This window comes from Curtobacterium herbarum (assembly GCF_016907335.1).
GTDB classification, from domain to species: domain Bacteria; phylum Actinomycetota; class Actinomycetes; order Actinomycetales; family Microbacteriaceae; genus Curtobacterium; species Curtobacterium herbarum.
In genome coordinates this window covers 3253363-3276551 of record NZ_JAFBBT010000001.1, presented here as the reverse complement: position 1 = coordinate 3276551, position 23189 = coordinate 3253363, and the positions used below count along the sequence as shown (strand labels likewise).

23 protein-coding genes are annotated in these 23189 nt (G+C 73.0%); 12 read left to right on the top strand and 11 right to left on the bottom strand.

Annotated features, from left to right (window positions below; translation table 11 throughout):
* Window positions 1-7: 7 nt before the first annotated feature.
* The 7 genes from mnhG to JOD51_RS15570 all read right to left on the bottom strand — a co-directional run bounded on the left by mnhG (window position 8) and on the right by JOD51_RS15570 (window position 7474).
* Window positions 8-370, bottom strand: coding sequence for a monovalent cation/H(+) antiporter subunit G (gene mnhG / locus JOD51_RS15600; protein WP_204610119.1), 363 nt, complete (start codon window positions 368-370; stop codon window positions 8-10).
* Complete coding sequence (locus tag JOD51_RS15595; protein ID WP_204610117.1) at window positions 367-777, bottom strand: MrpF/PhaF family protein; 411 nt, start codon at window positions 775-777, stop codon at window positions 367-369. Before JOD51_RS15595 ends, mnhG begins: the two co-directional genes overlap by 4 nt.
* Complete coding sequence (locus JOD51_RS15590; RefSeq protein ID WP_204610115.1) at window positions 774-1355, bottom strand: Na+/H+ antiporter subunit E; 582 nt, start codon at window positions 1353-1355, stop codon at window positions 774-776. Before JOD51_RS15590 ends, JOD51_RS15595 begins: the two co-directional genes overlap by 4 nt.
* Window positions 1352-3085, bottom strand: coding sequence for a Na+/H+ antiporter subunit D (locus JOD51_RS15585; RefSeq protein WP_204610113.1), 1734 nt, complete (start codon window positions 3083-3085; stop codon window positions 1352-1354). Before JOD51_RS15585 ends, JOD51_RS15590 begins: the two co-directional genes overlap by 4 nt.
* Complete coding sequence (locus JOD51_RS15580) at window positions 3082-3564, bottom strand: Na(+)/H(+) antiporter subunit C (protein ID WP_204610111.1); 483 nt, start codon at window positions 3562-3564, stop codon at window positions 3082-3084. Before JOD51_RS15580 ends, JOD51_RS15585 begins: the two co-directional genes overlap by 4 nt.
* Window positions 3561-6431, bottom strand: coding sequence for a Na+/H+ antiporter subunit A (locus tag JOD51_RS15575; RefSeq protein ID WP_204610109.1), 2871 nt, complete (start codon window positions 6429-6431; stop codon window positions 3561-3563). The genes JOD51_RS15580 and JOD51_RS15575 overlap by 4 nt, the downstream gene beginning before the upstream one ends.
* 164 nt (window positions 6432-6595) lie before the next feature.
* Entirely contained in the window at window positions 6596-7474 is an 879-nt protein-coding gene (locus JOD51_RS15570) for an SDR family NAD(P)-dependent oxidoreductase (protein WP_204610107.1), read from the bottom strand.
* A gap of 52 nt (window positions 7475-7526) precedes the next feature.
* On the opposite strand from JOD51_RS15570, the gene JOD51_RS15565 reads away from it, so the two are divergent.
* The 5 genes from JOD51_RS15565 (at window position 7527) to JOD51_RS15545 (ending at window position 12214) form a co-directional block, all read left to right on the top strand.
* Complete coding sequence (locus JOD51_RS15565; RefSeq protein ID WP_204610105.1) at window positions 7527-8279, top strand: SDR family oxidoreductase; 753 nt, start codon at window positions 7527-7529, stop codon at window positions 8277-8279.
* A 90-nt stretch (window positions 8280-8369) separates the two neighbouring features.
* Window positions 8370-8993, top strand: coding sequence for a DedA family protein (locus JOD51_RS15560; RefSeq protein ID WP_204610096.1), 624 nt, complete (start codon window positions 8370-8372; stop codon window positions 8991-8993).
* Between the two features lie 117 nt (window positions 8994-9110).
* Complete coding sequence (locus tag JOD51_RS15555) at window positions 9111-10013, top strand: SMP-30/gluconolactonase/LRE family protein (protein ID WP_204610094.1); 903 nt, start codon at window positions 9111-9113, stop codon at window positions 10011-10013.
* Window positions 10014-10030: 17 nt separating this feature from the next.
* On the top strand, window positions 10031-11182 hold the full coding sequence (gene rlmC, locus JOD51_RS15550) for a 23S rRNA (uracil(747)-C(5))-methyltransferase RlmC (RefSeq protein ID WP_204610092.1): 1152 nt from the start codon (window positions 10031-10033) through the stop codon (window positions 11180-11182).
* 336 nt (window positions 11183-11518) lie between these two features.
* Window positions 11519-12214: a LysM peptidoglycan-binding domain-containing protein gene (locus JOD51_RS15545; protein WP_204610090.1), complete on the top strand. Its 696-nt coding sequence runs from the start codon at window positions 11519-11521 to the stop codon at window positions 12212-12214.
* Window positions 12215-12345: 131 nt separating this feature from the next.
* Here JOD51_RS15545 and JOD51_RS15540 read toward each other — a convergent pair whose 3' ends face one another.
* Window positions 12346-13365 (bottom strand): LCP family protein, encoded by a 1020-nt coding sequence (locus tag JOD51_RS15540; protein ID WP_204610088.1) that lies wholly within the window; start codon window positions 13363-13365, stop codon window positions 12346-12348.
* Window positions 13366-13420: 55 nt separating this feature from the next.
* Entirely contained in the window at window positions 13421-13858 is a 438-nt protein-coding gene (locus JOD51_RS15535; RefSeq protein WP_204610086.1) for a MarR family winged helix-turn-helix transcriptional regulator, read from the bottom strand.
* An 86-nt stretch (window positions 13859-13944) separates the two neighbouring features.
* Here JOD51_RS15535 and JOD51_RS15530 point away from each other — a divergent pair, with 86 nt between their 5' ends.
* Both JOD51_RS15530 and JOD51_RS15525 read left to right on the top strand, forming a co-directional pair.
* Window positions 13945-16080 carry an MMPL family transporter gene (locus JOD51_RS15530; RefSeq protein WP_204610082.1) on the top strand — a complete coding sequence of 712 codons (2136 nt, stop codon included), beginning with the start codon at window positions 13945-13947 and terminating at the stop codon, window positions 16078-16080.
* A gap of 12 nt (window positions 16081-16092) precedes the next feature.
* Window positions 16093-16743, top strand: coding sequence for a GntR family transcriptional regulator (locus JOD51_RS15525; RefSeq protein ID WP_204610081.1), 651 nt, complete (start codon window positions 16093-16095; stop codon window positions 16741-16743).
* Window positions 16744-16821: 78 nt separating this feature from the next.
* Here the strand turns inward: JOD51_RS15525 and JOD51_RS15520 are convergent, their stop codons facing one another.
* On the bottom strand, window positions 16822-17658 hold the full coding sequence (locus JOD51_RS15520) for a YdcF family protein (RefSeq protein WP_204610080.1): 837 nt from the start codon (window positions 17656-17658) through the stop codon (window positions 16822-16824).
* A 136-nt stretch (window positions 17659-17794) separates the two neighbouring features.
* Between JOD51_RS15520 and JOD51_RS15515 the strand changes: the two genes are divergently transcribed.
* The 3 genes from JOD51_RS15515 (at window position 17795) to JOD51_RS15505 (ending at window position 20756) form a co-directional block, all read left to right on the top strand.
* Window positions 17795-19288 carry an LCP family protein gene (locus JOD51_RS15515; protein ID WP_259558544.1) on the top strand — a complete coding sequence of 498 codons (1494 nt, stop codon included), beginning with the start codon at window positions 17795-17797 and terminating at the stop codon, window positions 19286-19288.
* A gap of 74 nt (window positions 19289-19362) precedes the next feature.
* Window positions 19363-19977 (top strand): sigma-70 family RNA polymerase sigma factor, encoded by a 615-nt coding sequence (locus JOD51_RS15510; RefSeq protein WP_204610077.1) that lies wholly within the window; start codon window positions 19363-19365, stop codon window positions 19975-19977.
* Window positions 19974-20756 (top strand): endonuclease/exonuclease/phosphatase family protein, encoded by a 783-nt coding sequence (locus JOD51_RS15505; protein ID WP_204610075.1) that lies wholly within the window; start codon window positions 19974-19976, stop codon window positions 20754-20756. The genes JOD51_RS15510 and JOD51_RS15505 overlap by 4 nt, the downstream gene beginning before the upstream one ends.
* A 33-nt stretch (window positions 20757-20789) precedes the next feature.
* On the opposite strand, the gene JOD51_RS15500 is transcribed toward JOD51_RS15505, so the two are convergent.
* Window positions 20790-21629, bottom strand: a complete 840-nt coding sequence (locus tag JOD51_RS15500) for a hypothetical protein (protein ID WP_204610073.1) — start codon at window positions 21627-21629, stop codon at window positions 20790-20792.
* A 221-nt stretch (window positions 21630-21850) separates the two neighbouring features.
* Here JOD51_RS15500 and JOD51_RS15495 point away from each other — a divergent pair, with 221 nt between their 5' ends.
* Together JOD51_RS15495 and JOD51_RS15490 are read left to right on the top strand one after the other, a co-directional pair.
* Complete coding sequence (locus JOD51_RS15495; protein WP_204610071.1) at window positions 21851-22057, top strand: hypothetical protein; 207 nt, start codon at window positions 21851-21853, stop codon at window positions 22055-22057.
* Between the two features lie 129 nt (window positions 22058-22186).
* Window positions 22187-23098: an SDR family oxidoreductase gene (locus tag JOD51_RS15490; protein ID WP_204610069.1), complete on the top strand. Its 912-nt coding sequence runs from the start codon at window positions 22187-22189 to the stop codon at window positions 23096-23098.
* Window positions 23099-23189 lie beyond the last annotated feature (91 nt).

Below are 23189 nucleotides of genomic sequence, written 5' to 3'. Positions count from 1 at the left end.
TCCGGCGTCACTCCGTGTCGTCGACCAGCAGGTCCTCGTGCCGGTAGTCGCCCGAGCGGAGTCCCGCGCGGGCGATCATGTGCGTCGACACCGGCACGAGCGCGAGCTGGAACACCATCGCCGGGATCACCATCCACAGCACGGACCAGGTCCACACCGCGACGACGACGGCCGCCAGACAGCAGGCCAGCCCGAGCACCTGCGGCTTCGACATCGCGTGCAGTCGGACCAGCGGGTCGGGGAAGCGGACGATGCCGATCGCCGCACCGAGTGACAGCGCGGCGCCGACGAGCAGCAGGCCGAGGGCGATCCACGCCCGGATGCCGGCGTCGTCGAGGAACGCCTGCAGCACGTCGGTCATCTCGGTCATCGCTGGCCTCCTGCGGTGTGGCCGTCGTCGGTGGCGTGCGCGTCGTCCGCCTGACCGTCGGCCGTGGCCTCGTCGGCGGCCTGCACGGCGTGCTCGGGTGTGGTGGCGTCCATGCCCTCGTCGTCCGGGTCGGTCGACGGGGTGACGGCGCGGGCGACGGCGACGGTCGCGAAGACGCTCGTCGCGGCGATCACGACCAGGACCGGCACGGCGCTCGGGTCCTGGCGGACGACGATGGCTGCGGCGATGACGAGCAGGACGGTGGTGAGCACCATGTCCGACCCGATCATCCGGTCGAGGATCGTCGGACCGCGGACGATCCGCCCGACCGCCAGCACGAGGGTGGCACCGAGCAACGCCAGGACCAGGGCGATCCCGACGGCCAGGACGATCACGGCGGCGCTCACCGGACGACCTCGGGCAGCGGCTCGGACAGCTCGGAGACGTCCTGCGCCGAACCGATCGCGCGGATCACGAGTGCCTCGATGCGCAGGGCCTCGCGGCGGGCGTCGTCCACCTGCTCGGTCCGCTCGGTGTCGAGCACGTGCAGCAGCAGACGTCGGCGGCGCAGGTCCTCGTCGATGACGTAGGAGCCGGGGACGAGCGAGATCGCGATGGTGGACAGCGTGAAGGTCATCTCCGAGGTGGTGTGCAGCTGGACCAGGACGATCGAGCTCTTCCGGACCCCGCGCGGCCGGATCGCGACCCAGGCGACCCGGAAGGACGCGACGACGACGTACCCGGCCCAGACGAGCAGGAACCGGACGACGTGCACGACCGAGAACCGGGCGGACAGCGGGACCGGCGGCAACGGCAGCGACTGGGTGACGAGCAGGGCGACGACGACACCGCACAGCAGCGTCAGCGGGGTCCAGCTGCCCCAGAGCAGTGCCCACAGCACGGTGAGCCCGAGGACGAGCGGCACGTCGTACCGCCACGCCAGCGCCATCCGGCGGGCGTTCGTGAACCGCCTGACGTCGCTCATCGGGTCGCACCGCCGAGGACGGCCTGCACGTACCGGTCGGGGGACTCGAGCGACTCTGCCGCCCGCGTCGCGTAGCCGTACAGCGGCCCGGCCAGGACCGTCAGCGCCACCGAACCGAGCACGGCGACGGTGGTCACCGCGACGAGCATCGGCGGCAGCTTCGCCCGCGCCTCCTCGTTCGTCGGCGCGCTGCCGTGGTCGTGGGCGTCCGACCGCGTCGGGTCGTCGAGCGTCGCGACCGAGCCGTCGCCGGCCGGGGCGCGGACGACCGCAGCCGGTGCACCCGCGTCGGACGGGCCTCCTGGCCGGCCCTCGGTGTCCGTCTCGGGGACCGTGACCGGCGCGGGTTCCGGGGCGCGCAGGTGCTCGTGCGGCTCGGCGACGCTGGCGTGCGGGGCGGCGGCCTCGGCGGCCGGCTTGGGCCGCCAGAACGCCGCGTCCCAGACGCGCATCAGCGCGTACAGGGTCAGGAGGCTCGTCACGACCCCGGCACCGATCGTCACGTAGGCCAGGGGGGAGCCGTCCTCGGCCGCGGCGCGGAACAGCCCGAGCTTGCCGATGAACCCGGAGAACGGTGGGATGCCGCCGAGGTTGAACGCCGGGATCAGGTAGAGCGCCGCGAGCAGGGGTGCCGCCTTCAGGAGGCCGCCCAGCGAGCGGGTGGACGTGGTGCCGCCGACCCGTTCCATCAGGCCGGAGACCAGGAACAGCGTGGTCTGCACGACGATGTGGTGCACCGTGTAGAACACCGCGGCCGCGGTGCCGACCACCGAGCCGAGGCCGATGCCCATCACCATGAACCCGATGTGGCTGATGAGCGTGAAGGACAGCAGCCGTTTCACGTCGGTCTGCGACACCGCGCCGAGCACCCCGACCACCATCGTCAGGACGGCGACGACGAGCAGGACCCCGTTGAGCTGCGGTCCGGGGAAGATGATCGTCTCGAGCCGGATGATCGCGTAGATGCCGACCTTCGTGAGCAGACCCGCGAACACCGCGGTGACCGGTGCCGGGGCGGTCGGGTACGAGTCGGGCAGCCAGAACGCCAGCGGGAACACGGCGGCCTTGATGCCGAAGCCGATGAGCAGCATGGTGTGCAGCAGCAGCTGGACGTGGTCCGGCAGCTCCGCCACCCGCTGGCTGATCTGCGCGATGTTCACGGTGCCGGTCGCGCCGTAGACCAGGCCGATGGCGGCGAGGAAGATCGACGACGCGATGAGGCTCGTGACGATGTACGTCGTGCCGGCGCGGACACGCTGCACGCTGCCGCCGACGGTGATGAGCACGTAGCTCGCCACCAGCAGCATCTCGAACGCGACGTAGAGGTTGAACAGGTCGCCGGCGATGAACGAGTCGAGCACGCCCGCCGCCAGGACCAGGTAGGTCGGGTAGAAGATCGTGACCGGGGCGTCCTCGTCGTCGTCGGCCAGGCCCTGGCCGATCGAGAACAGCAGGACGACGAGCAGCACCGAGCTCGACACGGTGAGGAGCAGGGCGCTCAGCCGGTCGACGACGAGCGAGATGCCGTACGGGGCCTGCCAGCCGCCGACCTGCACGACGATCGTGCCGTGCCGGTCGACCAGGACCATCAGGGTGACGGCGACCGCGACCGCGATGACCAGCACCGCGACCGTGATGGCGCGCTGCAGCTGCTGGTGGCGGAGCAGGCCGAGCGCGACGGCCGCGCCGAGCAGCGGGACGAGGACCAGGAGCGGGACGAGGAAGGTCACGTGCGGGGCCTGCTCTCGGTCTCGTGCGGGGTGGTCTCGTGCGGGTCGTCCGCGTCCTCGGGGGACTTCGGGTCGTGCCGCGTCGGGCTGTCGTCCTCGGCGAGCTCGGGGTCGTCGTCGGCCGGGTCGTGCCGGTCGGTGCGGATCGCGACGTCGGCCTCGTCGACCTGGACCTCGTCGGCGCGGGACAGCCGCCACGAGCGGTGGATCAGGGCCAGCAGGAACGCGCTGACCGCGAAGGTGATGACGATCGCGGTCAGGGCGAACGCCTGGGGCAGCGGGTCGGTGATCCCGTCCGCGGTCGTGCCGATCGGCGGGTCGCCCGCGGCGCCGGACATCGTCAGGAGCAGCAGGTTCAGGGCGTTGCCGAGCAGCAGGAACCCGAGCAGCATCCGGGTCAGGGAGCGTTCGAGGAGCAGGTAGACGCCGCACGAGAACAGCACGGCCATCGCGATGACGAGGACGAGGGTGACGGTCATGCGGGTCCCTCCAAGGTGTCGGCGGTGGGGACGCGGCGGTCCTCGAGGCGCTGGCGGTCGACCTCGGCCCCGAGCGAGCGGAGCACGTCGAGCACGAGTCCGACGACGACCAGGTACACGCCGATGTCGAAGAACGTGGCGGTGACGAACTCGACGTGGCCGAGGACGGGGACGGTCGCCTCGAAGAACTCGGAGTACAGCGCGTCCTTGCCGAAGAACATCGGCGTGATGGCGGTGATGCCGGCGGTGGCGACCCCGAGCCCGAGCAGTCGACCGGCGCGGATCGGTGCCGCGGCCCCGAGTTCCGCCGGACCACCGGCCAGGTAGCGGGCGGCGAGGGCGATGCCGGCGACGAGCCCGCCGGCGAAGCCGCCGCCGGCCGAGTTGTGTCCGGCGAACAGCAGGTACACCGACAGCACGACGAGGCCGTGGAACAGCAGGCGGACGACGATGTCGAGCAGCGCCGAGCGGCCGGTCGGGATCGCGGCGCTCGTGGGCAGCCAGGCCCGCGGCTCGCCGTCGGCCCGGTCGTCGCCGCTGGCCACCGCGGACGGCATGTCCCGGAGCCGGGGCAGGGTGTCCTCGCGGGACCGCACGAAGATCAGGCTCGCGACACCGGTCGCTGCGGCCACGACCACGGTCAGCTCGCCGAGGGTGTCCCAGCCGCGCAGGTCGACGAGGGCGACGTTGACGACGTTCAGGCCGTGCCCGAAGGAGCTGGTCAGCGCCGGCAGGTCGGGCCAGAGCGGCTCGGCGGTCCGGGCGGACGCGGCGACGACGACGACGATCGCCAGGGTCAGCCCGGCGAGGGCGGCGAACAGTGCCCGGAGCACCCGGAAGCGCGACGGGTTCGCGGTGCCGATCCGCGGGGGCAGTCGGCGCAGCACCAGGACGAACGCGATGAGCGTGACGGTCTCGACGACGAGCTGGGTGAGGGCGAGGTCGACCGCGCCGTGCAGCAGGAACAGGATCGCGGTGCCGTAGCCGGTCACGCCGACCAGGACGGCAGCGGCGAACCGGGTCTTCGCGGCGAGGACGGCGATCGCGGCCATCGCCATCACGACGACGACGGGCAGCTGGCCCCAGGTGTCGGCGAAGCGGATGTGGAACGCCCACGGACCGCCGACGACGAGGTTCGCCAGGGCGCCGGCGACGAACACCGACAGGATCACGGTCAGGTAGTAGGGCAGCGAACCGCGCTGCAGGCTGGCGGTCAGCCAGGTCGCGAACCGGTCGAGTCCGCGCATCAGCCGCCGGTAGTTGGCGGACGCGGACGGCGACCCGGCCAGGCGGTGCTGGACGGCCTCGACCCGGGTGCGGAGCAGGAACAGGACGCCACCACCGACCAGGGTCAGGGCGGAGATGCCGAGCGCCGGCTCGAACCCGTGCCAGAGCGCCAGGTGCCCGACCTCGCCGCTGCCGTGTCGTGCGGCGGTGGCGGCGGACTCGAAGCCGTGCGCGACGAACGGGGTGGCGAGCCCGAGGACGAGCCCCGCGACACCGAGCACGGTGGGGACGACCCAGAGCCCGTGCAGCGCGTGCGGCTCGGTCTGGGCGACCCCGGACTTCCGGGCGAAGGTGCCCCAGAAGAACCGGCACGAGTACGCCACGGTCAGGACCGATCCGATCGTCACGCCGACGAGTGCGACCCAGGCCCAGCCGGCGTCCGCACCGTGCAGTTCCTCGAGGAAGCCGCCGAGCACGGCTTCCTTCGCGACGAAGCCGATCAGCGGCGGGATGCCGGCCATCGAGGCGAGCGCGAGCACCGCGACGACCGCCAGCCCGGGCAGCCGTCGACCGACACCGCTGAGCTTCCAGAGATCCCGGGTGCCGCTGACGTGGTCGACCGTGCCGACGACCAGGAACAGCGTGGACTTGAACGTGGCGTGGGCGACGAGCAGGACGACCCCGCCGAGGGCGATCTCCGGCACGCCCCAGCCCGCGGTGAGCACGAGGAACCCGAGCTGGGCGACGGTGCCGTAGGCGAGCAGCAGCTTGAGGTCGGTCTGCCGGAGCGCCCGGTACCCGCCGACGAGCATGCCGAGGACCCCGAGCACGGTGATCGTCTCGCGCCAGCCGTCGAGCAGCGCGAACGCGGGGGCCAGGCGGGCGACCAGGTAGATGCCGGCCTTCACCATCGCGGCGGCGTGCAGGTAGGCGCTCACCGGGGTCGGCGCGGCCATCGCGGCGGGCAGCCAGAAGTGGAACGGCACGATGGCGGACTTCGTCAGCGCGCCGACCAGGACGAGGATCACGGACACCGTGACCGCCGTGCCGGTCGGCGGTGCGGCGATGATGCCGGAGAGCGAGGTGGTGCCGGCGGCGACCGAGATCACGACGAGCCCGGCCAGCATCGCGAGTCCGCCGGCCGTGGTGACGACGAGCGCCTGCATGGCGGCGGCCCGGCTCGCCCGCTTCATCGCGTCGTGCCCGATGAGCAGGTAGGAGAAGACCGTCGTGGCCTCCCACAGGACGAAGAGCACGATGACGTCGTCGGCGATCACCAGGCCGTACATCGACCCGGCGAACGCGGTCAGGACGCCGGCGAAGCGACCGAGACCCGGTTCGTCGTCGGGGAAGTACGACGCGCAGTAGACCAGCACGAGTGCGCCGACCACGGTGACCACGAGGGCGAGCACCCACGACAGGGCGTCCACCCGGAAGGCCAGGTCGAGCGCGAGTTGCGGGATCCAGCGGACGCGTTCCGTGACGCCGGCTCCGAGCGCCGGAGCGGTCTGGGTCAGCGTGAGGACCGCGGCGGCGGCGGGTGCGAGGGCGGCGACGAAGAAGACGCGACGCCCCAGCAGGGGAGTGAGCGCGGGGACGACGAGTGCGATGACGCCGAACGCGATGAGGACGGTGAACACAGGGGCACCTCCTCGGGGGTCGGGCTGCAGTCCGGCTCTCTTGGCACCTCACAGCCTACGGAGAGCCGCATGGGCAGATCCTGTGCGAGCGGACAGGGTCCGTCGCGGTGGTCCAGACTGCTGCCGACTCTGCCCGCTCGCGGCCGTGGTTGTCCGGCCCTGGCTCAGTCCTCGTACGCCCGCGACGGGATCTGGGTCGCGAGCTTGCCGCCGGACACGTCGAGCAGCGTCCCCGTGACGTACCCCGACAGGTCGCTCGCCAGGAAGAGCAGCACGTCGGCCACGTCGTCGGGCGTCTCCCACCGCCGGATCGACAGGGTGTCGAGCAGTCGGTCCTGGTCCGCGGTCGGCATCGTCGCGAAGCCGTTCATCGCGGTCGGCACCATGCCCGGCGCGTAGGCGTTGACCGTGATGCCCCACGGCCCGAGTTCCGACGCGAGGACCCGGGTGAACTGCACGACGGCCGCCTTCGACGCCGCGTACGCCGCACTGCCCACGCTCGGCACGATCGCCGCGAAGGACGCCGCGTTGATGATCCGGCCGCGCCCTGCCCGCTGCATCACGGGCGCCACCGCCTGGCTCATGAGGAAGGTGCCGCCGAGGTTCACGTCCATGCACCGCCGCCAGGCGTCCCACTCCAGGTCCGCCACCCGGCCCTCGACGTTGATGCCGGCGTTGTTGACGAGGACGTCCACCGTGCCGTGCCGGGCGACGACCTCGTCGACGGCGGCACGCACCGACGCCGGGTCGGTGACGTCGCAGGCGAGCACCTCGAGCGGGTGAGCCGCGACCGCGTGGGCACCGACAGCGTGGGCACCGACAGCGTGGGCACCGACAGCGTGGGCACCGACAACGTGGGCCGCGTCGGGGACGCTGGGCGGGCCTCCCGGCTGGTCGTCCGTCGCGCGGTCCGCGAGCGCCGCGGCCAGGTCGAGCGCGACCACGTGCGCGCCCTCCCGGCGGAACCGCTCCGCGATGGTCCGGCCGATCCCGCGGGCGGCGCCGGTGACGACCACCACCCGGTCGCTGAGGTCGAGGTGCATCGATCGCTCCTTCGGGGCGTCCGTCGACGCCGACGCGTCTACTGTCCCACCCATGACGGACGAGCGCACGGCAGAGGAGCAGGCGGTGGACGAGCGGGTCCTGTGGGTGACCGGCGGTGGCAGCGGCATGGGTGCCGCCGCCGCGCAGGTGGCGGCACGGTCGGGCTGGAGGCTCGTCCTCAGCGGCCGACGCACCGACCGTCTCGACGCGGTCGCCACCGGCATCCGCGCCACGGGCGGCACCGCGGACGTCCTGCCCCTCGACGCCACCGACCCGGAGGCCGTCACCGCGGCCCGCGACACCGTCCTCGAGCGACACGGCCGGATCGACGGGCTGGTGCTGTCGGCCGGGCTGAACTCCCCGCGGCGGCGGTGGGACGACCAGTCGATGACGGACCTCCGCGCCGTGATCGACACCAACCTGACCGCGGTGGTGCAGGTCGTCGACGCGGCGCTCCCCGCGCTCCGGCGCTCCGGCGGGGTCGTCGTGGTCGTGTCCTCGTACGCCGGGTGGTCGTCGCAGCCGGGCGCCGGGGTGGCGTACTCGGCGAGCAAGACGGCGCTCGGTCCGGTCGTCCGCACGCTCAACCAGCAGGAGGCGCGGCACGGCGTCCGCGCCACGCACCTGTGCCCGGGCGACGTCGCGACCGACTTCCTCGAGCAGCGCCCGAACGTGCCGGACGCGGCGGCCCGCGCGGTGATGCTCACGCCGGAGGACGTCGGCCGGGCGATCGGCTTCGTGCTCGACGCCCCGGCGCACGTCCGGATCGACGAGCTCGTCCTCTCACCGGTGTCGCAGCACTGACCGCCGGACACCGCAACCGGCGCACCGGGCGGCGCCGGACCTGAGATGATCGACAGCGGCGCGTCAGGCTCGTGCCGTGGAGGGTGCGCAGTGGACGCAGCAGAACAGGTGGTGCTGCAGCTCGTCGGCACCCCGTGGGCGTTCCTGGTCGTCGGCCTCGTGCTCGCCGTCGGCAGCATCGCGGTCTTCCTGCCCAGCCAGGCGATGGTCGTCGCGATCGGCACGCTCCTGGTGGGCGGTGACGGTGGACTCCTGCCGGTCCTGCTCCTGGTCGTCGCGGCCACGATCGGCATGGTGCTCGGGGACCTCGCGCTCTACCAGCTGGCCCGGTCGGTCGACCTCGGCTCGAAGTCCTGGTTCGCCCGGCCCAAGGTCCGGAAGGCCCGGGAGTCGATCGACGAGCGGTACCGCGCGGCCCCGGGTCGCATCGCGGTCCTCGGACGCTTCATCCCGATGGGCCGGCTGACGACGAACCTGGTCGGCGCCGACAGCGGGCTCGACGTCCGGCGGTTCCTGCTCAGCTGCGCGCTCGCCGACGTCGTCTGGGCGGCGTACTGCGTCGGGATCGCCGCGGCCACCGGGCACTGGAGTCGGGAGCAGCCGTTCCTGGTGACCGTGCTCGCGGTCGTGGCCTCGATCCTGCTCGGCCTCGGGATCTCCGCGATCGAGAAGGCCGTGCGTCGACGCGGCGAGGCGGCTGCCGCGGCGGCCTGACCCACCCAGCCGTCGCTCGTGCCCGTGCCCGTGCCCGTGCCCGTCGGGGTCGGGGTCGCGGTCGCGGTCGCGGTCGCGGTCGCGCACTAGCGTGGACGCACGTTCGAAGGAGAACCCGTGCCGCGCCTCACCGACCTCGTCCCCGACCCCACCGCGCTCGAGACCCTGCACACCGGCAGCACCTGGGCCGAGGGGCCGTGCTGGGTCCCGGCGACCCGGACGCTCCGCTGGTCGGACATCCCCGGGGACCGCGTCCTGCAGTGGGCAGCGTCGGACGGCACGGTCTCGGTGTACGCCGACGGGGTCGAGTTCACCAACGGCCGGACGCTCGACCACGACGGCTCGGTGGTGCAGTGCTCGCACGGACGACGGCGGGTCGAGCGTGACCGGGACGGCGTCGTCACACCGATCACGACGCGGTGGGGTGCGGTCGCCTACAACTCCCCGAACGACGTCGTCGTCGCACGGGACGGCAGCGTCTGGTTCACCGACCCGGCCTACGGCATCACGCAGCCGCGCGAGGGACACCCCGGCGAGCGGGAGTACGGCGACCACTGGGTGTTCCGCTGCGGCCCGGACGGCGAGGACCTGCGCCCGGTCGTCCTCGACGTCGACGAGCCGAACGGTCTGGCGTTCTCGCCCGACGAGCGGGTGCTGTACGTCGCGAGCTCGGACGGCGACCGCCCGGTGATCCGCGCCTACGACGTCGTCACCGACGCCCCGGCCGCGCCCGGCGTCCCCGGGGTGCGGGTGAAGAACGGCCGCGACCTGGTCCGCTTCGCCCCGGGCGAGGGCGTGCCCGACGGCCTCCGGGTGGACGAGGACGGGCGGATCTGGACCTCGGCGGCGGTCGGCGTGTTCGTCCACGAGCCGGACGGTACCCGGATCGGCGTGGTCCCGGTGCCCGAGACCGTCGCGAACCTGTGCTTCGGCGGCGACGACGGCCGCGACCTGTTCATCACCGCGACGACCTCGGTGCACCGCATCCGGACCACCACCCGGGACGCCGCCCGCCGCTGACGTATCCTGACTCGGCCATGCAGTGCGACTACTTCGACCGCGGGGTCTGCCGGTCGTGCACCCTGATGGGTCAGCCATACGGAGACCAGGTCCTCGACAAGGAGCTCCGCACCCGGGAACTCCTGCACGACGCCGTCGACGCGGCGGGTGGTCCGGGGGCGGTCGAGTGGCTGCCGGCGATCACCAGCCCGGAGTCCGGCTACCGCAACAAGGCGAAGATGGTCGTCGGCGGCACGGTGCAGCAGCCCACCGTCGGGATCCTCGACGAGCGGCAGCGCGGGGTCGACCTGCGCCACTGCGGCATCTGCACGCCCGGCATCCAGCACGCGCTGCCGGTCCTGGCCGACTTCATCGCGTCCGCCGGGTTCATGCCGTACGACGTCCGGCAGCGCCGCGGCGAGCTGAAGTACGTGCTCGTCACCGAGTCACCGGACGGCGAGCTGATGGTCCGGTTCGTGCTCCGCAGCGAGGGGCAGCTGCCGCGCCTGCGTGACCGGCTCGACGACCTCCGTCGGGTCCTGCCGCAGGCCGTCGTGGTCACGGCGAACCTGCTGCCCGAGCACAAGGCCGTGACCGAGGGGGACCGGGAGGTCGTCCTCACCGAGCAGCAGACCCTGCCGATGCGCCTGGGCCCGGTGACCATGCACCTGCGCCCGCAGAGCTTCTTCCAGACGAACACGTCCGTGGCCACCCAGCTGTACGCGCAGGCGTCGGCGTGGATCGACGAGGTCGACCCGGCCTCGATGTGGGACCTGTACTGCGGCGTCGGCGGGTTCGCGCTGCACGCCGCACGTCCGGGTCGATCGGTCACCGGCATCGAGACCAGCCGCGAGGCGATCGTGTCTGCGAAGCAGTCCGCCCGCGAGGCCGGCCTGACCGACGTCCGCTTCGCCGCCGCCGACGCCACCGCCCACGCGCTGCGCGCCCGCCCCGGTACCGCCCCGGAACTCGTCGTCGTCAACCCGCCGCGGCGCGGTATCGGTGCGGAGCTCGCCGGGTGGTTGGAGGCCTCCGAGGTCCGGCACGTCGTCTACTCCAGCTGCAACCCGGTGACGCTCGCCCGCGACCTCGCGGTGATGCCGTCGTTCCGGCTGCGCCGGGTCCGCGTGCTCGACATGTTCCCGCAGACGGGGCACCTCGAGGCCGTCACCCTGCTGTCGCGGGACTGACGAACGGGAGGCGCGGTGCGGGCCCGCCCCGCGCCTCCCGTCCGCCGATCGGTCACCCGGATCCGCGATTGTCAGGGAATTCGGAAGGTCGGAGGCCGGGGGACGGCCGATCGCCGTGCTCATGGGCATCGATGCGTACAGGGTCCAGAAGGGGTACATAGCACTGCTGGGTAGAACCGTTGGTCTCAGTTTGATAACGGGCGCGAGTTTCCTATGGTGGCCCACCGTGACGCCGGCGCGGAGGCTGCCCCCGGCGACACCATCAGACTGACCGCGATCGGTCGGGGTGGGCAGCCGGCGTCGGGAACGACGAGGCGACCCCGGTGGAGCAACGACATGAAGAACCACACCCGAACTCGCGCCCTCGTCGGCGGACTCGCCTTCGCCGGCATCGCCGCCACGGGCGTCGGTCTCGCGGCTGCACCGGCCAGCGCGGCCGACGGCTCGACCTGGGACGCCCTGGCGGCCTGCGAGTCGAGCGGCAACTGGGCCGCGAACACCGGCAACGGCTACTACGGCGGACTGCAGTTCACGCAGAGCACCTGGACCGCCAACGGCGGCACGGGCAGCCCGGCCGGCGCGAGCCGCGAGACGCAGATCGCCGTGGCCGAGAACGTCCTCGCCTCGCAGGGCTGGGGCGCCTGGCCCGCGTGCTCCGCGAAGCTCGGTCTGAGCGGCACGACCGGCGCCGCGCCGGCCCCGGTCGCCCAGCAGGCGGCCCCGGCTCCGCAGGTGGCTGCCCCGGCGGCACCGACCCGTCAGGCTGCCCCGGCACCGCAGGCGGCGGCGCCGAAGGCCACGGCCCCGAAGGCCGTCGCGAGCACGCCGGCCCCGTCGGCGACCGCGACCAAGCCGGCCGCGGTCCCGACCAGTGGCAAGACCTACACGGTGGCCTCGGGCGACACGCTCGACACCATCGCGACGAAGCTCGGCGTCGAGGGCGGCTGGAAGCAGCTGTGGGCGGCGAACACGTCGACCGTCGACGACGCGAACCTCATCTACGCAGGACAGACCCTGCAGCTCCCGGCCTGACGCACCGCGTCTCGCGCCGATCGGAAGCGCCCCACGACCTCGGTCGTGGGGCGCTTCGTCGTCCGGGTGGAAGGGGGACACCCGGAGTCACGGGGCCGGCCGGCAGCCGTGCGGCGACCGGGAGGCGCGGATCACCCGGACGGGTGCGTCGCGATCCAGCCGGACAGGTCGTCGGACCGCAGCGCGATCGACAGGCTGGCGACAGCGGACTGGTCGACCCGGACGTAGGACTGCCCGTCGTCGCTCGTGCCGCCACCGGCCGTCGGCAGGGTCACGGTGTCGAGGTCCTGCACGCGGAAGTCACGGAGCGACCACCCCAGTCCGACGAGTGTCGAGAAGTCCAGGCCGGGGTCCACCGAGAGGTACTCGCTGCTCGAGGACACGAACTGCCGGATCCGCCCCGGGCTCGTCAGGGTGTCCTCGGACAGGACCCGCTGGACGAGGGCGCGCAGGAACGCCTGCTGGTTCCGCACCCTGGTGTGGTCGGCGTCGGCGAAGGCGTACCGCTCCCGGACGAAGGCGAGCGCCGCCGCCCCGTCGAGGTGGTTCGGTCCGACCCGGAAGTGGTGTCCCCGGGCGTCGAACGCGGTCGAGGACTCGACGGTGACACCGCCCAGTGCATCGGTCATGCCGGCGAAGCCCGCGAAGTCGATCTCGGCGACGTGGTCGATCCGGACGTCGAGGAGCTGCTCGACGGTCTGCACCGTCAGGGGGACGCCGCCCCACGAGTACGCGGCGTTGATCTTCGCGGTGCCGTGACCGGGGACGTCGACCCAGGAGTCGCGGAGGACCGAGACCAGGGAGACGTGCCGCCGGTCACCCGACACGTGCGCGAGCATCAGCACGTCCGACCGGCCGCCGTCGGTGCGGTCGTGCCCCGGGTCGAGTCGGGCGCGGGAGTCCGAGCCGATGAGCAGCACGGTGACGGCGTCCTCGGCGTCTCCGGCGGGTGCGGGCCGACCGGCATCCGGGAACGCGGACTCGATGACCGTCCGCCCGGCGTCGTAGCGGTCCGCCAGTCCGCTGACGAAGGCGCTCACCACGACGGCGAGGACGATCGTCACGACGGTGAGCAGCCCGGTGGCGACGAGCAGGGCGGTGCGGAGTGGGCGTCGACGGTCGTTCGGGGCGAGGGCTCGACGGCCGGACATGGGACTCCCTGGGGACAGGCCGGCCGAGGCACCGACTCATCCAGGGTGACACATCTCACATATCAGGTGCAAGTACCTCGTGGGGAGCGGACCGCTGCACGCCGGCCACGATCGCGCTGAGCCGGGCGCGGAGCTCCGGGTCGTCCGGCAGCACCTCGCGCTCGATGTGCCGCGCGGTCTCCCACATCCGCCGCCCGTGGTCGGTGACCGTGACGAGTCGCCGACGGCCGTCCTCCGGGTGCGGGCTGCGCTCGATCATCCCGTCGCGCTCCAGGCGCTCGAGGGTGCGGGACATCGTCTGCGGCTGGACACGCGCGGTCCGGGCGATGACGTCGGCGCCGGTCGGCCCGGTGCGCAACGCGATGTCGAGCGCGATGAGGGCGGCGTGCTGCAGCCCGATGGCCCGGAGGCGTTCGTCCCACTCGCGTTCCACGGCACGGGACGCGGCGGCGAGCAGGCGTCCGATCGGCCACTGCGCGGACTGGTCCTCCATGCCCCGAGTCTACGGTGGAGCAGTCCACCGGTCCCGGCCTCCGGAAAAGTGTTCAGCATGCTGACGATCGGTGTACGCTCGCCGTCGTGCCCCGTTCCCTCCGCATCGCGATCCCCGCGCTCGTCATCCTCGTCTGGCTGGTCGTCGCCTCGGTCGGCGGCCCGTTCTTCGGTCGGATCGCCGAGGTCTCCACGAACGACCAGACCTCGTTCCTGCCGGCCTCTGCCGACGCCACCGCGGTGCAGGACCGCAGCAGCGACTTCCGGGACGCCAGCGGGGCACCGGCCATCGTCGTGCTCGAGCGGGACGGCGGGCTGACGTCCACCGACACCGCCGCGGCCGGACGGATCGCCGCGGCCCTGGGGGACCGGGACGACGTCGACCAGGTCAGCCCGGTCATCCCGAGCGAGGACGGCGACGCGGTCGAGGTCGTCGCCACGCTGACCGCCTCGGCCGAGACCGGGGACGCGGTCGCCGCGATCCGGACGGACGTCGAGGGCGCCCTGCCGGACGGGCTCCGCGGGTACGTGACCGGGCCGGCGGGCTTCACCGCCGACCTGACCGAGGCGTTCGCGGGCATCGACGGCCTGCTGCTCGGGGTCGCGCTCGTCGCGGTGCTCGTCATCCTCATCGTGGTCTACCGCTCACCACTGCTGCCGTTCCTGGTGCTCGCCACCGCCGTGTTCGCCCTGACCGCCTCGATCCTCGTCGTCTGGGCGCTGGCGAAGGCCGGGGTCGTCACCGTGAACGGGCAGGTGCAGGGCATCCTCTCGATCCTGGTGATCGGGGCCGCGACCGACTACGCACTCCTCTACACGTCCCGGTACCGCGAGGCCCTCCGTGACCACCGCACCGGGTGGGACGCCACGAAGGCCGCACTCCGCGGCAGCCTCGAGCCGATCATCGCCTCGGGCGGCACGGTCATCGTCGGCGTGCTGTGCCTGCTGCTGTCGGACCTCAACTCGAACAAGGCGCTCGGCCCGGTCGCGGCGATCGGCATCGCGTTCAGCGTGCTCGCCGCCCTCACCCTGCTGCCCGCGCTGCTCCTCTGCTTCCGTCGAGCCGCGTTCTGGCCGCTGCGCCCCGCGTTCGGCAGCGCCCACCCGGTGCTCACCGGCCCGGACGCCCGCGGACTCTGGGCACGGGTGGGCCGGCTCGTCGGGCGGCGCTCCCGCGTGGTCTGGGTGGTCTGCACCGTCGGGCTGCTGGCGATGGGCACCGGTCTGCTCGGCCTGCGCGCCGACGGGGTCCCGCAGAGCGACCTGGTGATCGGGCAGTCGCAGGCCCGCGACGGCCAGGACGTCCTGGCCGACCACTTCCCCGGTGGTTCCGGCAGCCCGGCGCTCGTGCTCGGGGACGCCGACCGGATCGACCGGCTCGCCGCCGCCGTCACCGGTGTGACCGGGGTCGACGGCGTCACCGCGGCCGCGAAGGACGCGCCCTCCGGCACCACGACCGTCGGCACGGACGCCACCACGAGCACGACGCCCGGCGCCCCGGCTGTCGAACCGACCGTGTCACGGGGCCAGGTGCTCCTCGAGGCGACCCTCGCCGACCCCGCCGACTCGGCCGCGGCCGAGCGCACCGTCCGCGACCTCCGGACGGCGGTCGAACGCGTCGACCCCGGTGCCCGTGTCGGTGGGGTCACCGCGACCGCGATCGACACGAACGACACCGGCATCCGCGACCGGACGCTGATCATCCCCGTCGTCCTGGTCGTGATCCTGCTCATCCTCATGCTGCTGCTCCGGAGCGTCGTCACGCCGCTCGTCCTCATCGGCAGCGTCATCGTGTCGTTCGCGGCCGCGCTCGGCGTCGGCGCGCTCGTCTTCGACCACCTGTTCCACTTCCCCGGAGCCGATCCGTCGGTGCCGCTGTTCTCGTTCGTCTTCCTGGTGGCGCTCGGCGTCGACTACAACATCTTCCTCATGACCCGCGTGCGGGAGGAGACGCTCCGCCACGGCCCGCGCGAGGGTGTCCTGCGCGGGCTCGGGGCCACCGGCGGGGTGATCACGTCCGCGGGCGTGGTGCTCGCCGCCACCTTCGCGGCCCTCGGCGTGATCCCGATCCTGTTCCTCGTGCAGATCGCCTTCGTCGTCGCGTTCGGCGTGCTGCTCGACACCGTGGTGGTCCGCTCGTTGCTCGTCCCCGCGCTCGTGCTCGACCTCGGCCGCCGGGCCTGGTGGCCATCGCGGCTCTCGCGCCGACCCCGTGACATGTGACACGCTGAGCGCATGCCCGTACCCTCCACGCAGCCCGCCGCCGAGCGCAAGCTCCTCCGCGACACCGTCCAGGACAAGATCCGGGACGCGATCATGGACGGCACGCTGGAGCCCGGCGAACGGCTCAACGACGACGACCTGATCGCCTGGCTCGGTGTGTCCCGCACCCCGATCCGCGAAGCGCTCGCCGAACTGGCCCGCGCCGGACTCATCGAGATGGCCCCGAACCGGTACACCCGGGTCGCCGCACCCACCAAGGGCGAGCTGCTCGACGCGTACCAGACCCTCGGCGTGATCTACGGCGGCGTCGTCCGGCTGGCGGTCCCGCGCTTCAGCGACGCCGAGCGACGCACGGTCGTGGCGACGCTCGACCAGGTGCTCACGCGCCTCGGCAAGGGGGAGCAGGCAGCCCTGGCGCACGACGGCGCCGACGTCTACGCGATGTGGGCGGACGCGTGCGGCAACGCCTCGCTCGCGCAGTTGTGCCGGGCGACGACCGACGGGCTGTCGTTCAAGCTGCGCGTGCCGGAGATCGCCGAGGTCGTGCCGGTCGACGTCGTCGCGCCGCGGATCGCCGACCTCCGTGACGCCGTGCGCGCGACGGACCCGATCGCCGCCGAACTGGCCATGGAGGCCGTGCACCTGCTGCCCGAGCGGAGCTGAGCAGCCGGCACCGAGCGGAGCTGAGCGGCCGGCACCGAGCGGAGCTGAGCAGCCGGCACCGAGCGGAGCTGAGCGGCGTCAGGCCGGGAGCGCCCCGGTCGCCAGCCCGACGCCCCACAGCACCACGATCGCGGCCAGCGCCCCGAGGTGCCACCACCCGTGCATCACGAGCACGGCCGCGAACTCGCGGAGGAACGCACTCGGCACCGACTGCCGAGCCGTCGGTGCCCCGAGCACGCGGGCGTCGAGGCCGGTCCGTCGCGCCGTCATCGCCGTGCGCACCACGTGGTAGTCGTTCGTGACGACGAGCGTCCGGCCGCCCGCCCCCGCGTCGCGCAGGACCTCCTGCGAGAAGCGGAGGTTCTCGCGGGTGTTCGTCGACCGGCCCTCGCGGTGGACGAGCTCGGCCGGCACCCCTCGGGCGACCAGGTACTCCGCCATCGCGTCGGCCTCGGTGCGGTCCTCGTCCTCACCCTGACCCCCGGAGGCGACGACGACCGGGGTGCGGCCGGCGGCGACGGAGCGGTGGAACACCTCGAGCGTGCGGTCCAGCCGGGAGCGCAGCATCGGTGAGACCGCGCCGTGCACGAGCCCGCAGCCGAGGACCACGAGCGACTCGGCCTGCTCCGTGACCCGGACGAGGCCGCAGGTCAGGGCAGCGCCGAGGAAGACGAGGAACACCAGCGCCAGGTACCCGGCCAGGGCCAGGACCAGCAGGAGCAGCGCCGTGCTCACCGTCGTGCCGACCGCCGCGAGCACCGCGACGAGGACGCCCAGCGCCAGGACGGCCAGGCCGGCGACGAGCGTGAGCAGCCGGGTCAGGCTCCGCGCGCCCCGTCGGGCGGCCCGGACGCCGTTCACCAGCAGGGGGACCGCCACCGCGGCGCAACAGACGGCGACGACGGTCAGGAACACCCCACCGACAGTACGGGGCGACCATGCGCGGACGGGAGGCGGTGCGCGTGTTGCGGCACCGGGCCTCCCGGAGGGCGTACAGGTCGTCCAGGCGGAATCCATGTCATCTGCGCGCTCCACGGTTATGGTTCTCCCCGTGACGAACGCACCCGAGGAGACCAGGCCGCGCCGGGCCGATCGCGCCGTGCCGCCCCGCCACGGACGCCGCAAGCGCCACTGGGGAGTCGTCCTCCCCGCGGTCGCCGGTGTCCTCACCATGGCCGTGCTGCTGAGCGGCGGGTACGCGGCGTACGCGTACAACCGCCTGGCCAGCAGCGTCACGAAGGTGGACGCCATCGGCAGCGCACCGCCCGCGAAGGACGACGTCGACGGCCAGGCGATGAACATCCTGCTCGTCGGCGACGACCACCGCCCGGACAACGCGACGCCGGAGCAGATGGCCGAGCTGAACACCGAGTCCGACGGCGGTGCGACCAACACCGACACCATGATCGTGCTGCACATCGCCGCGGACGGTCGGAGCGCGACGATGATCTCGTTCCCCCGCGACTCGTACGTCGACATCCCGGGCGTCGGCAAGGGCAAGCTGAACAGCGCCTTCTCGTACGGCACGATGAACGGCGGTGGTGACTCCGGTGGTGCGAAGAAGCTGATCGCGACGATCCAGGGCCTCAGCGGGCTGACGATCGACCACTACGTGCGCGTCTCGCTGCTCGGCTTCTACGAGATCGTCAAGCAGCTCGGGCCGGTGAACGTCTGCCTGAACCAGGCCGTCAAGGACGACTACTCCGGCGTGGACCTGCCGGCCGGCGTCTCGGAGCTGAGCCCCTCGCAGGCGCTGTCGTTCGTCCGCCAGCGGCACGGTCTGCCGAACGGCGACCTCGACCGCCAGGTGCGGCAGCAGTACTTCCTGTCGCAGGAGGCGCGGAAGATCCTCTCCGCCGGCACCCTGCTCAACCCGGTGAAGACCACGAACGTCATCGACGCGATCGGCAGCTCGGTGGAGACCGACCAGGGGCTCGACATGCTGACCCTGGCGCGGCAGATGAGCAACCTGCGCCCGTCGAACATCAAGTCCGCGACGATCCCGATCCTCGGCACCCCGACCATCTACCCGAACGGGTCGGCGCTGTCGATCGTCCAGGTCGACACGGCCGGCATGCCCGCGTTCGTGCAGAGCCTGGTCGGCGAGCCGCCGGCGTACACGAAGGCGACCGCGGCTGCCGCGGGGTCCGTCGCGGTGACGGTCTCGAACGGCAGTGGTGTCACGGGCGCCGCAGCCGCCGCCTCGTCGGTCCTCGCCGGACGCGGGTTCCAGGTCGGCGCCCCCGGCTCGTCGGAGACCACGGCGACGACCATGGTGCAGTACCCGGCCGGCATGGAGGCGCAGGCCAAGGCCCTGGTCGCCGTCGTGCCCGGCGCGGTGCCGGTCCAGAGCACCGCCGTGCAGGGGGTCACCCTGGTGCTCGGCACCGACGGCAAGACGCCGCAGGCCGCCGCCCAGCCGGGCACCGAGACGACCTCCCCGGCCGAGCCGTCGAAGGAGGCCGCCGCGCCGCAGCCCGCCGAGCCGAGCCCGTCGTCCACCGCCGTCCACGAGTACGGCCAGGACGGCGTCTGCATCAACTGACGCCGACCGCGTCCGCGCGGCACCGCCACACCCTTCGCCGCTGCCGTCCAGGCTGACATGTCACATTGCACGGTGTGGACGACGAGCTGTGCCGACGACGAGACGAGGAGCGCGCCCTGCTGCTGCGGGTCGCCGCGGGGGACCGGCAGGCCTTCCGTCAGCTCGACGAACGGTTCCGGCCGCTCGTGCTGCAGGTCGCCCGGCGGCAGCTGCACGACGCCTGGCTCGCCGAGGACGTCACGCAGGAGGTGATGCTCGAGGTCTGGCGGCTCGCACCCCGCTACGACCCGTCGCACCCGGCGATCGCCTGGATCCGGACCATCGCGACCCGTCGGGCCATCGACCGGGTGCGGAAGACCCAGGCGGACCGCGAGCGCGACCGGCGCCTCGGCATCCGCGACCACGAGGCCGTCGACCACAGTTCGCTCGACCGTGCCGAGGCGGTGCTCGACCGGCTGGCACTCCGCCGGGCACTGGGGTCGCTGCCGGAGCGACAGCGGCGCGCGGTCGTCCTGCGCTACCTGGCCGACCTGTCCGGGCCCGAGCTCGGGCTGGCGCTCGGGGTCCCCACCGGCACGGCGAAGTCCCGGGCGCGCGACGGTGTGCTGACGCTCCGGCGGACCCTGGTCGGTCCCACCGGCGAAGGCCGCGGAGGCTCCGGGGAGCGTGTGGGTAGGTTCGACGGGTGACCAGCACCGCACGCCCGATCACCCTCATGACCTACAACATCAAGAACCCGGACCCGGTGCACGACTGGCCCGCTCGACTGCCCGTCGTCCTCGACGTCATCCGCCGCAACGACCCGGACCTGCTCTGCGTGCAGGAGGCCTTCGACCACCAGATGGACGCCCTCCGCGCGGGCCTGCCCGACCACGACGCCGTCGGCCAGGGGCGCGAGGGCGGGACCGCGGGCGAGCACGCTGCGGTGTTCTACCGGCGCGACCGCTTCCGGCCGGTCGAGTCGGGTTCGTTCTGGCTGTCGGACACCCCGGACGAGCCGGTGTCGAACACCTGGGGCAGCCTGTACCCGCGGATCGCGAACCACGTGCGGTTCCTCGACACCGACGGCCCCGCGTTCACCCTGCTGACCACCCACATGGACCACGAGCAGGGCCCGCACGGCGACGAGGTCCGCGCACGCAGCGCCGCGCTCATCGTGCAGCGGCTGTCGGTCGTCGACGGTCCGGTGCTCTTCGCGGGGGACTGCAACGAGCCGGCCGGGTCGGGTGCGGCGTCGCGGGTGTTCGCCGACGCCGGGTACTCCGACGCGTGGACGGTCGCGGGGGACCCGGAGGACCGCACGGCCTCCTACAACGAGTGGGCGCCGCCGGTGGCGACCGGGGAGCGCATCGACTGGGTGTCCACGCGTGACGTCGCCGGGGTCGACCGGGTGCGGATCGACCACGACGGGCCGGAGACCTGGTTCGCGAGCGACCACTTCCCGGTGATCGCGACGATCCGGATCTGAGGCGTCAGCAGCCGCAGCGGGCGTGCCGGTTCGTCAGCAGCCGCGGGCGGGCCGGATCGGCATCGGCGACCCGATCACAGTGACGGTGGAGTCGTCGGTCAGGACCGAGACCCCGTTGGCGCCGTCGGACGACCGCGCGCCGCCGGCCGACCCCGCGCCGTCGGCCTGACGGTCACGGTCGGTCGAACGCTCGTGGTCGGCCGCGCCGCCGTGGTCGCCGTCACCATCGACAGCGTGGTCGTCGGACCACCCGCGCTGGAGCAGCAGCTGCCACGCCTGGGCGTCGTCCGACCCGAGGGACTCCCGGTCGCTCTTCGGTGCGTCGTCGATCTGCTCCGACACGTCGTCGCCGACCTGCACCCCGTCGGGGCCGGACAGCTCGATGACGTCGCCGAGGCGGGAGCGGACGTGGTCGCGGAGCACCCGGATCTCGACCCGGTTGCCGGCAGTGCCGGGCTCCGACAGGGCGGCGACGCGGAGGGCTCCGCCCCACGTCGAGGTCGTGCTGGCCGGGACGCACCTGCCGGCGTCGCCGACAGCGGTCTGGGTCCGAGCCGGGGTGCCGAGGATGCGGTCGAGGACCCCCACGGTGTGCTTGGCGTCCCGCATGGACACGGTCGTGACGGTGTGGTCGTCGGAGCTGAGGACGATCGACTCGGCCCGTAGCTGGACGGCGTCGACGGACCGCAGCGCGTCGGCCGACACCGGGCGCCACGTCGGCACGGGATCGGCGGTGCGGGTGGCGGACGCGGTCGGCTCAGCGGCAGCGGCGCGGTCGGCGTCCTGGCCGGACCAGTGGTCGACCGACTGGCCGTTGCCCACCACGAGGGCGAGCGCAACGGCGCCGATCGTCATCACAGTCCTGGGAGTCACTCGCTCGACCGTAGCCGCCCCTCCCGGACCGGGCGACGGGTGTTACCGAAACGCGTCCGCACCGTCATCGGACCGTGACATTCCCGCGGCCACCGGCACCGGCGTCGGCACAGCGGGCCCCGCCCGCCACCGGCGGCCCCCGCCCCGGAACGGGAGGTCCGCCCCACGACGTGTGCCGCGCCTCCCGGCCGTGCGGGGTCACCTCGCGTACCGTCACCCGCATGGCTGAGTACGTGGTGGACAGCACCGGAGACAACGCGGCGCACGGCGTCGACCTGATCGACGGCGACCAGCCGGCCGTGCGGATGATCGTGCACGGCGACCTGCCCGCCACGATCGACCACGACGGACGGACCTGGGCGCCGACCGGCCACGCCGAGGACCAGGGCGACGACGCCCCGCCGATCGCCGTCTACCGGCCGGTCTGAGCCGCCGATCGCCGTCTACCGGCCGGTCTGAGCCGCCGCGCGTCCGTACCCCGACCGGGCAGCCGGACTGCGCGGCGGGGGACAGCCTCCTGAGCGGGGGCGCGTGCGGCCGTGCGTACCGTCGCAGCCATGACGGACCAGCGGATCGACCAGTACACCATGCAGGACCCGACGAAGCTCTACGCCGACAAGAAGCCGGACGAGCAGTACCTCGAGGGTGCCGGCACCGACGCCGAGATGGCGGAGAACGTCCCGGCCGACCACGGCGAGGACACCTACCGTGGCTCCGGCCGACTCGAGGGCCGCAAGGCGCTCATCACCGGTGGTGACTCCGGCATCGGCGCCGCCGTCGCCATCGCCTACGCCCGCGAAGGCGCCGACGTCGCGATCGGCTACCTCCCCGAGGAGCAGGAGGACGCCGACCGCATCGTCGCCCTCATCGAGGCCGCCGGTCGCAAGGCCGTCGCCCTGCCGGGTGACATCAAGGACCTGGCGTTCTGCGAGCAGCTCGTCGCCTCCGCCGTGGAGCGGCTCGGTGGCCTCGACATCCTGGTGAACAACGCCGGCAAGCAGCAGAACGTCGACGACATCACGGAGATCTCCGACGATGAGTTCGACGAGACGTTCAAGACGAACGCGTACGCCACCTTCCGCATCACGAAGGCCGCCGTGCCGCACCTCAAGCCGGGCTCGACGATCATCAACACGACGTCGATCCAGGCCTACGCGCCGTCCCCGCACCTGGTGCACTACGCGGCCACCAAGGCGACCGTGAACAACCTGGCGAAGGGCCTCGCCGCGCAGCTCGCGCCGAAGGGCATCCGCGTCAACGCCGTCGCACCGGGCCCGATCTGGACCCCGCTGCAGCCGGCCGGCGGGCAGCCGTCCGACGCCCTGCCGTCCGCGGGCGAGCAGACCTACCTCGGACGCTGGGGCCAGCCGGCGGAGCTCGCGCCGGCGTTCGTGTTCCTCGCCAGCGGCGAGTCGTCCTACGTGGTCGGCGAGACGCTGCACGTCGACGGCGGCATGCCGACGCCGTAGTCGGTGGGACCGGCGGTGACGCCGGAACGGACGGGAGGCCCGTGGCTGCGCAGCCACGGGCCTCCCGTCCGTCGTGTGCCGGGCTCGCGCC

Excerpts from the sequence above, each read along its gene's own strand:
- JOD51_RS15570 (WP_204610107.1), bottom strand. The coding sequence starts at position 7,474 with ATGCACCTCGACCTCAGCGACCGGGTGGTGGTCGTCACCGGCGCCGCC.
- JOD51_RS15580 (WP_204610111.1), bottom strand. The coding sequence starts at position 3,564 with ATGACCGTCACCCTCGTCCTCGTCATCGCGATGGCCGTGCTGTTCTCG.
- mnhG (WP_204610119.1), bottom strand. The coding sequence starts at position 370 with ATGACCGAGATGACCGACGTGCTGCAGGCGTTCCTCGACGACGCCGGC.
- JOD51_RS15540 (WP_204610088.1), bottom strand. The coding sequence starts at position 13,365 with ATGTCCGGCCGTCGAGCCCTCGCCCCGAACGACCGTCGACGCCCACTC.
- JOD51_RS15545 (WP_204610090.1), top strand. The coding sequence starts at position 11,519 with ATGAAGAACCACACCCGAACTCGCGCCCTCGTCGGCGGACTCGCCTTC.
- JOD51_RS15590 (WP_204610115.1), bottom strand. The coding sequence starts at position 1,355 with ATGAGCGACGTCAGGCGGTTCACGAACGCCCGCCGGATGGCGCTGGCG.
- JOD51_RS15490 (WP_204610069.1), top strand. The coding sequence starts at position 22,187 with ATGACGGACCAGCGGATCGACCAGTACACCATGCAGGACCCGACGAAG.
- JOD51_RS15565 (WP_204610105.1), top strand. The coding sequence starts at position 7,527 with ATGACGGACGAGCGCACGGCAGAGGAGCAGGCGGTGGACGAGCGGGTC.
- JOD51_RS15535 (WP_204610086.1), bottom strand. The coding sequence starts at position 13,858 with ATGGAGGACCAGTCCGCGCAGTGGCCGATCGGACGCCTGCTCGCCGCC.
- rlmC (WP_204610092.1), top strand. The coding sequence starts at position 10,031 with ATGCAGTGCGACTACTTCGACCGCGGGGTCTGCCGGTCGTGCACCCTG.
- JOD51_RS15495 (WP_204610071.1), top strand. The coding sequence starts at position 21,851 with ATGGCTGAGTACGTGGTGGACAGCACCGGAGACAACGCGGCGCACGGC.
- JOD51_RS15525 (WP_204610081.1), top strand. The coding sequence starts at position 16,093 with ATGCCCGTACCCTCCACGCAGCCCGCCGCCGAGCGCAAGCTCCTCCGC.